Source organism: Planctomycetota bacterium (genome assembly GCA_026387035.1).
Lineage (GTDB): Bacteria > Planctomycetota > Phycisphaerae > FEN-1346 > FEN-1346 > JAPLMM01.
Genome location: JAPLMM010000061.1, coordinates 1 through 8,691, shown reverse-complemented (window position 1 = coordinate 8,691; position 8,691 = coordinate 1). Strand labels below are relative to the sequence as shown.

General features: G+C 68.2%; 10 protein-coding genes. 4 read left to right on the top strand and 6 right to left on the bottom strand.

The window, feature by feature from the left end:
• The 3 genes from NTX40_01905 to budA all read left to right on the top strand — a co-directional run.
• Positions 1-391 (top strand): hypothetical protein (locus tag NTX40_01905; protein ID MCX5647839.1); only part of this gene is annotated, 391 nt, incomplete at its 5' end.
• 97 nt (positions 392-488) lie between these two features.
• Positions 489-821 carry an exodeoxyribonuclease VII small subunit gene (xseB, locus tag NTX40_01900; GenBank protein MCX5647838.1) on the top strand — a complete coding sequence of 111 codons (333 nt, stop codon included), beginning with the start codon at positions 489-491 and terminating at the stop codon, positions 819-821.
• The gene (budA, locus tag NTX40_01895) at positions 818-1,621 is read left to right on the top strand and encodes an acetolactate decarboxylase (protein MCX5647837.1); all 804 of its coding nucleotides are present in this window, start codon (positions 818-820) and stop codon (positions 1,619-1,621) included. Before xseB ends, budA begins: the two co-directional genes overlap by 4 nt.
• Before the next feature lie 7 nt (positions 1,622-1,628).
• Here budA and NTX40_01890 read toward each other — a convergent pair whose 3' ends face one another.
• From NTX40_01890 to rnr, 3 genes are all read right to left on the bottom strand, one after another.
• Positions 1,629-2,600, bottom strand: a complete 972-nt coding sequence (locus tag NTX40_01890; protein ID MCX5647836.1) for a histone deacetylase — start codon at positions 2,598-2,600, stop codon at positions 1,629-1,631.
• Complete coding sequence (locus NTX40_01885) at positions 2,597-3,772, bottom strand: acetylxylan esterase (GenBank protein MCX5647835.1); 1,176 nt, start codon at positions 3,770-3,772, stop codon at positions 2,597-2,599. The genes NTX40_01890 and NTX40_01885 overlap by 4 nt, the downstream gene beginning before the upstream one ends.
• A 65-nt stretch (positions 3,773-3,837) precedes the next feature.
• The gene (gene rnr, locus NTX40_01880) at positions 3,838-6,102 is read right to left on the bottom strand and encodes a ribonuclease R (GenBank protein MCX5647834.1); all 2,265 of its coding nucleotides are present in this window, start codon (positions 6,100-6,102) and stop codon (positions 3,838-3,840) included.
• A gap of 243 nt (positions 6,103-6,345) precedes the next feature.
• Here rnr and NTX40_01875 point away from each other — a divergent pair, with 243 nt between their 5' ends.
• Complete coding sequence (locus NTX40_01875) at positions 6,346-6,696, top strand: YlbF family regulator (GenBank protein MCX5647833.1); 351 nt, start codon at positions 6,346-6,348, stop codon at positions 6,694-6,696.
• A gap of 32 nt (positions 6,697-6,728) precedes the next feature.
• Here NTX40_01875 and NTX40_01870 read toward each other — a convergent pair whose 3' ends face one another.
• The 3 genes from NTX40_01870 to NTX40_01860 form a co-directional block, all read right to left on the bottom strand.
• Complete coding sequence (locus NTX40_01870; GenBank protein MCX5647832.1) at positions 6,729-7,850, bottom strand: putative sulfate/molybdate transporter; 1,122 nt, start codon at positions 7,848-7,850, stop codon at positions 6,729-6,731.
• Positions 7,851-8,039: 189 nt separating this feature from the next.
• Positions 8,040-8,450 carry a HEPN domain-containing protein gene (locus NTX40_01865; protein MCX5647831.1) on the bottom strand — a complete coding sequence of 137 codons (411 nt, stop codon included), beginning with the start codon at positions 8,448-8,450 and terminating at the stop codon, positions 8,040-8,042.
• The coding region (locus NTX40_01860) for a nucleotidyltransferase domain-containing protein (protein MCX5647830.1) at positions 8,447-8,691 on the bottom strand (245 nt) is incomplete at its 5' end. The genes NTX40_01860 and NTX40_01865, both read right to left, overlap by 4 nt.

Genomic DNA, 8,691 nt, shown 5'->3' with positions numbered 1-8,691 from the left:
GCCCTCGGCCGCGGCCGAACTCGTCGTTCCCGACGCGCGGGAGGTCCTGGCGGCGCTTCGGGCGCAGGACCGGCGGATGGCGCGGCACGTCCGGCACCGGCTGGAACGGCTGGGCGACCGGCTGGCCCTCTACCGCCTGCGGGCGGCCGGGCGGACCCTGCTCGTCCACCGCTGGCGGGCGCGCGTGGACGGCTTCGCGCAGCGTCTCGCGGACCTCGACCCGGACCGGGTGCTCGGGCGCGGCTACAGCCGCACGGTGCTCGAGCGCACGGGCGCGACGCTCCTGCGGGCGGCGGACGCGCGGCCGGGCGACCGCCTGCGGACGCACCTTGCGAAAGGGGAACTGGCGAGCCGGGTGGAGAATACGACAGGCAACCCGCCGTCGTCCTGACAAGTCAGGACTATGGCGGGCAGGCAGGCAATAGGCAATCACGGTTAGCCGCGACCCGAAGGGGAGCGGGCCAAAACACACGATTCGGAGGCGTGCCATGGCAAAGAAAAAGGCGGCGAAGCAGGACTTGTCCGCCGAAGCCCAACTTGTCCGCCATAGCCCGCAGGGCGACGGCGGACGGGCGAAGGCGGAAGGGCCCTCGTTCGAGGAGCGGTTGGCTCGGATCGAGGAAATCGTCGAGCGCCTCGAGTCGGGCGAGGCGGGGCTGGACGAATCGCTGAGGCTCTATGCCGAGGGCGCGGAACTCATCAAGGCCTGCCGGGCCATCCTGGCCGAGGCCGAGAAACGCATCTCGAAACTCTCGGAGACGGCCGGCGGCGAACTTAAGCAAGAACCGTTCGAGCCGGAAGAAAGCGAGGCCGAACAATGACATGCCGGCACGCGAACTTTCCCGCAGGGACCTTCGGCCTGTCGGCGGCGATTCTGCTGCCCCTCGCCCTGGCAGCCGGGTGCGCGGGAACGGCCGAGCGGGACGTCCTCTTTCAAACGGCCACGCTCGGCGCGCTCGTGGAAGGCGTGTACGACGGGAACCTGGCAATCGGGGAACTGAAGAAGCACGGCGATCTGGGGCTCGGGACGTTCGACGCGCTGGACGGCGAGATGGTGATGCTCGATGGGCGCGTGTACCGCGTCCGCGCGGACGGCAAGGCCGAGGCCGTCGGCGACGAGGAGACGACGCCCTTCGCCACGGTCACATTCTTCGATGCGGACCACACCGGGTCGTTCGAGGGACCCTTCGACCTGGCGCACCTGGAAGAAATGTTGGACAAGGTGCTGCCGACGAAGAACATCCCCTATGCGGTGCGGATCGAAGGGACGTTCGCCCGGGTGAAGACGCGCAGCATTCCGAGGCAGACGAAACCGTATCCGCGCCTCCCGGAGGTGACGGCCAAGCAGCCGACGTTCGAACTCGAAAACGTGCGCGGGACGCTCGTGGGGTTCCGGTGCCCCCAGTATGCGAAGGGGCTGAACCTGCCGGGCTGGCACCTGCATTTTCTGACGGCCGACCGGACGGCGGGCGGGCACGTCCTGGAACTCGTCACGGAGAAGGTGCGTTTCGCCATCGACTACACGTTCGCCATCCACGTCGCGCTCCCGGCAGGCGGCGCGTTCTACGAGGCGGACCTTGCAAGCGACAAAACGGCCGACCTGAAGCGAACCATGAAGTGACGGCCGCTTACGCCTCGGTCAGAGCCTGGACGTGGGCGGCGGAGGCGGAGGCGAGGCCGTCGAGACTGTAGCCGCCTTCGAGGACGCTGACGAGCCGGCCGCCGGCGTGCGAGCGGGCGACCTGGAGCGCGAGAAGCGTCAGGTCGGCAAAATCCTCGTCCGCGAGGCGAAAGCCGCCGAGCGGGTCGCCGGCACGCGAATCAAACCCCGCCGAGATAAGAACGAGGTCCGGCTTGAACCGTTCGGCGGCGGGCAGAAGTTTCCCCCGGAACGCCTGCTCGACGATTTCCTTTCGCCCCGCGCCCGCGGGGAACGGGCAGTTGAGCGTCGTCCCCGTCCCCTTCCCTTCGCCGATTTCCTTCGGCGACCCCGTGCCGGGATACCACGGCCACTGGTGCGTGCTGAAGTAAAAGACCGACGGGTCCGCGTAGAAGATTTCCTGGGTTCCGTTGCCGTGGTGAACGTCCCAATCGACGACGAGGACCTTTTCGATGCCGTGCTTGCGCTGGGCGTATCGGGCGGCGATGGCGACGTTGTTGAAGATGCAGAACCCCATGCCGCGGTCGGGCGTCGCGTGATGGCCGGGCGGACGGACGACGCAGAAGGCGTTCTTGACCGTACCGGCGACGGCGGCATCGACAGCCTCAAGCACGCCGCCGGCCGCCAGGAGCGCGACGCGGTAGGAGTCAGGCGAAACAAGCGTGTCGCCCGTCGAGAGGCTCGCGGCACCCGACTCGATATCGCGCCGGGCGGTGCGGATGTAGCCTTCCGTGTGGCAGGCGGCGACCTCCTGCTCCGTCGCGGGGCGCGGGGCGAGGCGCCGCGTCACTTGGTCCAGGCCCGCGCGGGCCAGACCGTCCAGAATAGCGCCCAGGCGCTCGGGCGATTCGGGATGGTCCCCGCCCGTCTGGTGCAACTTGTACGCATCGTCGTACAGGACGGCGGTCGGCCCGTCGCAACCTGGGCGGGAGCGGTTCACGGCGCCGCCCGTCTTTTCCAGTGCCGGTCGGCGAAGTCCATGAAGCGGTCCCAGTCGTACTCCGTCAGGCCATGGCGGCCCTCGCGCAGGTGGTATCCGATGTGGCCGCCCAGGAGCGGCCGGCCGGGCTCGGGCATGACCGCCGTCTCCAGGCCCGCCAAGCCGAACAGGCCGTACACCGGGCCCGCGTAGACGCACGAGAGAAACTCGCCCGGTGGGTCGGCCCAGTCGTCGCTGCTGGCGCTCGCGACGTACACGAGCCGAGGCGCCGCCAGCGCAATGAGCAGGTGCTGGTCTACCGGCAGTTCGCTTTCCCTGTCATTGAAGCGTTTGTAGTTATCGCAGAACCAGTGTGGAAAGCTGTCGTTGATCGCCTTGACCGTCTCGCCTTGTCGTCCCCGCGCCAGGGCCGCGCCCGTGCAGCCGGAATTGTTGCTGACGACCAGGGCGAACCGCTCATCCTCGGCGCCGGCCCAGAGGGCGGCCTTTCCTCCGCGCGAGTGGCCGACCACCGCCACCCGCTCCGCGTCGATGTCGGGGTCGGCCTGGAGGCAGTCCATGGCGCGGCTGGCGGCCCAGGCCCAGGCGGCGATGGCGCCCCAGGCGTCGGGCGGCCGCGGCACCCCAGGCGGGTCGAAAATCCCATGCACACCGTCCTTGAACCCGTCGGGCCGGTCCGGGTCGGCGTCGGCATTGAGGAACACCGCAGCCGCGTAGCCGCGCGCCACGATCCGTTCGGCAGGCCAGAACGGCGAGCGGGTCCGGCGGGTCGGGTCGATGCTCTCGGGACCCTGATTGCAGATCAACAGGAACGCCGGGGCCGGCCTGGGGGCGCTGCGCGGCACGAACAGGAGGAGGCGGATCTTGCCCTTGCCGCCCGGCCCGGAAAAGAGGATGTCAATCTGCTTTCGGGTTGCCGCACCGTCCATGGCGTCGGGGGAGGTCTCGCGAGTCTCGAAGCGCAGGTCGGCCGGCCGACCGACGGGGGCCCGGCCGTAGACGTTCGAGCGGAACAGTTCCAGGATCTCCGGTCGGCGGATCGTCTGCCAGTCCCCGGCCGATTGCACCGCCGCACCCGAGAGCGTCTTCAGGGGGTCCGGAAGGGAGAGGTCGTCGGCGGCATGGGCGCTTTGCGACGCGAGCATGAGGGCGACTCCGACAAGGATTCTCATCGGCCTTTCCCGTGCGGCTCTCCGGCAACCGTTGCTGCCTTGAATCGGCTGGGGCGGGGGGGCGGTCATCGGCGTCCTCGGCCGGCCCGGCGTTTCTTTTTAGGCTCGCGCGCCGGGCCGGATGGTGCGCGAGCCTCCTCCGCTGCCTCGACCGGTTCCAGGTCGAGTTGGCGGCGCGGGATGTCCACGCGGACGATGCGGATCTCCAGGCAGGAACCGACGCGAAGGATCCGGCCCTTGCGCCGGCCCACGAGGGCCCACCGCTTCCGGTCGAACGCGTACTGGTCGTCCTTAAGGCTGGAGATGTGCACGAGGCCGTCAATGAGGAGGTTCGGAATCTCGACGAACAATCCGAACGCCTGGACGCCGGTGATGACGCCGGAGTAAACTTCGCCGACCTTCGCCTCGAGGAACTCCAGGAGTTTGATCTTCGTCAGTTCGCGTTCGGCGGCCTCGGCGCGGCGTTCGGTCTGGCTGGAGTGGACGGCGAGGGCCGCGAGGTCCGCGCCGGCGTCGCCGGATTCCTTGCCCTCTTGGCGCCCGCCGCCCTTCTGCTTGGCTTCTCCGCGGAGAGCCCGATCCAGCGCCCGGTGAACCGCGAGGTCCGGGTAGCGGCGGATGGGCGAGGTGAAATGGCAGTAGGCGTCGGATGCGAGGGCGAAGTGGCCCTCGGGCTTGGTGCTGTATTCGGCGCGGCGAAGGCTCTTCAGGACCGCCAGGTGGATGCCGTAGGCCTCCGGCCGGCCGCGAACGCGGTTGAGGAGCCCCTGGAGTTCCTTGCGGTCGGAGGGGTCGCGCAACTCCTGGCCGACGCTGCGGGCAAAGTGTTTCAATTCTTCGGCCGCCTCCGCGTCCGGGTCGGGGTGGATGCGGCGGATGAAGGGGATGCCTCGGTGCGCCAGTTCGCGCGCGACGGCTTCGTTGGCCTCGACCATGAACATCTCGATGATGCGATGGGTGAAACTCGCGTCCTCCGGGTGGGCGGCGATGACACGCCCTTCGTCGTCGAACTCCAGGTCGACCTGCGGAAGGTCGAGTTCGAGGTATCCGTCGCGTCGGCGGCGCTCCAGGAGGCTGCGGGCGAGGCGGTCCATCGCCCGAAGGAGGTCCACGACCTCCGGCGCCAGGCCGTCGGCCTTGCCCTCGAGGGCGGCCTGGGCCTGCTGATACGTGAGGCGTTTCGCGCTACGGATAAACGAGTTGGCGAACTCGGCGCGGACGGGCTCGGCCTCGCGGTTGAAGGTGATGAAGGCGCTCTTCGTCAGGCGCGTCCGGCCTTCCTGGAGGCTGCACGCGCCGTTGGAGAGCGTCTCGGGAAGCATCGGGATGACGGTCGTCGGCAGATAAACGCTCGTGCCGCGCTCGCGCGCCTCGGCATCCAGGGGCGAACCTTCCTGGACGAAATGCGAGACGTCGGCGATGTGGACGCCGAGCGTCACGGTCCCGTCGCGGTTCTCGAGGAGGCTGATGGCATCGTCGTAATCGCGTGCGTCCTCGGGGTCGATGGTGATGACGGTTTGGCCGGTGAGGTCCCTGCGGCTGCGGAGGGCCTCCTCGTCGATGCGTTCGGCGGCGCGGCGAGCCTCGGCGAGCGCGCCCTCGGAGAACTCATCCGCGAGGTCGAACTGGCGGATGACGGTGAGGGTGTCGACGCCCGGGTCACCGCGGCGGCCGAGAACCTCGACGATGACGGCCTCGCCCGGCTCTCCGGAAAGGGCGTATTTGAGGACCTCGAAGACGACCTTGTCCTTGGGTCGAGCGCCGGCGCTGGAGGCGTCGGGGACGGGAAAGTCCTGGAGGAGGATGCCGCCGTCCGGCCGGACGATGGGCCGGCCGTCCGCCACCAGATACGTCCCGACGAATCGCGTCTGTCCGCGCTGGAGGATTTCGACGACTTTCCCGGCGTAGCCGCGCGGCGTCTTGCGGGTGACCTGGGCGAGGACCGTGTCGTTGGTGACGGCGCCGGCGGTATCGCCGGGGCCGACGTAAACATCCTCGCCGCGCGTCGGTCCCTCGGGCGAGTCGGGTTCGACGAACCCGAACCCTCGGGCCGACAGGCTGAAGCGTCCCTGAACGGTGCGTTCGCGGGGGCGTTTGGTCGGGGCGGGGCGTTCGGTCGGGGCGGGGCGTTTGGGCGGGGCGGGGCGTTCGGCCGGCACGAGTTTGCCGCGGGCGCCGATGGCCACCTCGCCCTCGCGGATGAGGTTCTTGACGAGAGAGCGAAACTCGGCGTAATCCTCCTCGGCCACGTCGAAGAAGTGGGCCAGGCGGCGCAATCGCAGGGGCCGATAGTGGTGCGACCGGAGGTGGGTCAGAATCTTCTCGCGCATGGCCTTGGATTCTCCCGTTCCAGACGGGGGGTGGCATCCCGGCGGGATGCTTCGCTGCCCGGATGCAAATTATGCACTGGCGGGTCCCGGCGCGCCGGGACCAGTGCCACCCGGCCATCCGGACAGCGGACGGAGAACCAGTATAGGAACGGGCGGGCGGATTATCAATGCTCGGCCTCGCCCTTGCGTTCGCGCGGGCAAGGCGGTACGCTTGCCGAAACCTTTGCCTGCAAGGAGCCGTTCATGGAAGAAATCCTCCGCCGAGCGGAAGAACTGGGTCGTGCGATCCGCGAGCATCCGCGGTACAAGCACCTCATGGAGGCGGACGCGCGCGTGCGCGGCGACGCGTCGGCGGCCGAGGCGCTCAAGGCCTATAACGGCGCCGTCATGAAGATCGCCGAGAAAGAACAGAAGCGCCAGCCGATCGAGGTCGAGGAGAAGCGGGCGGTGGAGCGGCTGCACGGCGCGGTGGTGGCGAACGAGGCGATCAAGGCGTTCATGCAGGCGCAGGCGGACTACGCGGAACTGATGAAGAAGATGAACGACGCGATTTACAGCCAACTCGAAGCGCCGGGCGAAGACACGGGGGAATAACGGAGTCCGCCGGCGTCGCAAGAGGGGCCAAGTCATCCGGGGGCCGGCTCAGTCGGCCCCGGGCGGCGGAAGATGGCGTAGTGGAGGGCGCAGCCTGCGGCGAAGCCGACGGCCATGTTGACGGCCAGGGCGCCGGCCACGGTTGCGGCAGCGGGAAGTAGTTCGCGGTTCCATCGCAGGTCGCGCGCGAACTTCGCCATTTCAATGCCGACGAGCAGCATCATCGCGCCGACGATGGCGATCGGGAAAGCCGAAAAGATCTCCGCAATGCTCCCGGCCAGGAACAGTCCAAGGGCGATCTCGATAAGTCCTTCGATGAGGTTGGTGCCTCCGGTCCGCGCGCCGAAGTAGTATTGGCCGGCCAGTCCGCCGGCGCCGTGGCACAGAGGCATCCCGCCGAAGAAAGGCAGCACCAGGTTCATCACGCCCATGTTGATCGAAAGTCGGCGGGGCGAAACGCGGCGCTCGGGCCAGTAGTACGCGATCAGGGCCGCAGTGGCGATGACGGCATTTGTGGCCGTCAGGGGAATCTGTGCGAGGCCGGCATCCCGCAGCACAGGCCAAATCTCGCGCACGGAAACCGAGGTCAGCGGCGGCAGGGCGAACGCAGGGCCCTGGACGCCCGCCAACTGGCCCTTCGCAAGCATGATCACGATGCCCAGCGCCACCAGAACAACGGCGGCCGGGGCGTAGCGGTTCTGCCGGAGCAGAAGCACGATGACGACGGCAATGACGCCGAGCAGCCACCAGGAACTGATCATCTTGACGCCCTCGATGGCCAGGAGCACGCCGAGCGAAACCTGGATGCCGCGGACGACGGACTTCGGCGTCCACCGGGCGACGTAGGTCATGACGCCGGTCGCGCCCATCAGCAGCCAAACGGCGCCCATCACGAGGGCCGAAGTGTAAACCTTCTCGGGCGTCCAAGCCTGTGCGATGGCGACGACGGCGAGGACTTTCATCGGCTCGATGGGCATGGGGAGGCGATACACGAGGCCGGTGACGATGTTGGCGAGGCCCATCAGGACCAAGAGGCCCGCGGGGTCCATCTTGCAGACGGTGATGTAGCCGATCGCCAGCGGCAGAAGGGTCCCGAAGTCGCCCATGGACCCCGCCAACTCGCGGAGGTTGAACTCAAAGGATCCGATGCGCATGGCTATGGACCGGATGCCCCGCCGGGGAAAGTCCCCGTGCACCCGAATCGCCCTCGCGGGGCCAAGGGCGGCCGACCGATTCTCGCCGACGAATCACGCCTCGGCGCTGTCGCCCGGTTCCGCTTCTTCGAAGCCCTTGTAGAGCCGTTCCTCAAACATGCGGTTCCAGGAAGTCCATCGGCGATGGGGCTACGGCGCCTGCGACTCTCCTTCGCTGTGCCGACCCAACTCGGGGCAAAGCGGGTGAATGGCCGCCACGAACTTTTTCGCCCTTTCCAGGGCCCGCCTTGCCGCCTCGGCCGGCACCTGAGTTGCCCCGCCGTAGTCTGCCGTCTCGCGCAGTTCCATGAGGAAGTCGTAGTCCCGGCCCACATCCTCGCCGAGCAACCCGGCTTGGACGAGGTCACGGTGCAAGGCCGCACGAATGGCCGAGTGCTTTGAGAATGCCTGTCCGCGCAGAGCAAACAGGGCCGTCAAGGCATGAAAAGCGGCATAGTATGCCCGCGAGGCGGCCGAGTCGGGATCGGTCTGGACCAATTGCTCGGCAGACCCAATCGCCCGGCAAGCACGTTCCCATTCGGTCGCCGCAAACTCCTTCATGCCATCACTCCCTCGCGGTGCGCATTTCGGTACAGCGGACAGTCCAGGGTCTCGTACGCCTTGGCGGAAACGGGTTTGGCGCTGATGCGCCGCCCCAGTTTCAGCGACAGCGGGTAGAGCGCGTTCAGTCCGGCCTCCAGGTCGCGGACGTAATCGAGCGGCTCGTCGAGCAGCACGAGCACGTCGACGTCGCTGTCAGGCCGCGGCTGGCCGCGCGCCTCCGACCCATAAAGGACAACTC

Bases quoted from the DNA above. Each gene is read 5' to 3' on its own strand.
- NTX40_01875 (MCX5647833.1), top strand. From the start codon at position 6,346: ATGGAAGAAATCCTCCGCCGAGCGGAAGAACTGGGTCGTGCGATCCGC.
- xseB (MCX5647838.1), top strand. From the start codon at position 489: ATGGCAAAGAAAAAGGCGGCGAAGCAGGACTTGTCCGCCGAAGCCCAA.
- NTX40_01870 (MCX5647832.1), bottom strand. From the start codon at position 7,850: ATGCGCATCGGATCCTTTGAGTTCAACCTCCGCGAGTTGGCGGGGTCC.
- NTX40_01885 (MCX5647835.1), bottom strand. From the start codon at position 3,772: ATGAGAATCCTTGTCGGAGTCGCCCTCATGCTCGCGTCGCAAAGCGCC.
- rnr (MCX5647834.1), bottom strand. From the start codon at position 6,102: ATGCGCGAGAAGATTCTGACCCACCTCCGGTCGCACCACTATCGGCCC.
- NTX40_01865 (MCX5647831.1), bottom strand. From the start codon at position 8,450: ATGAAGGAGTTTGCGGCGACCGAATGGGAACGTGCTTGCCGGGCGATT.
- budA (MCX5647837.1), top strand. From the start codon at position 818: ATGACATGCCGGCACGCGAACTTTCCCGCAGGGACCTTCGGCCTGTCG.